At 71.6% G+C, this 236-nt stretch carries 1 protein-coding gene; it reads left to right on the top strand.

What is annotated here, in order from left to right; all coding sequences use genetic code 11:
- A partial coding sequence (locus tag G3576_RS31145; protein WP_164698352.1) for an ATPase domain-containing protein occupies window positions 1–236 on the top strand: 236 nt, incomplete at both ends.

The following is a 236-nucleotide window of genomic DNA, read 5'->3' on the forward strand; positions in this document are numbered from 1 at the left end:
GTTGGGCGGCGGGCTGGTGCCCGGTTCCGCGGTGCTGCTCGGCGGCCACCCCGGCGCCGGCAAGTCGACCCTGCTGCTGCAGACCGCCTGCAAGCTCGCCCAGGAGCGCTCCTCGATCTACGTCACCGGCGAGGAGTCGCTCTCCCAGGTAGCGATGCGCGCCCACCGTCTGCAGCTACCCACCCAGGGGCTGAAGATGCTCGCCGAGACCAGCGTCGAGACGATCCTCGCCGTGG

This window comes from Falsiroseomonas algicola (genome assembly GCF_011040385.1).
Taxonomy (GTDB): domain Bacteria; phylum Pseudomonadota; class Alphaproteobacteria; order Acetobacterales; family Acetobacteraceae; genus Falsiroseomonas; species Falsiroseomonas algicola.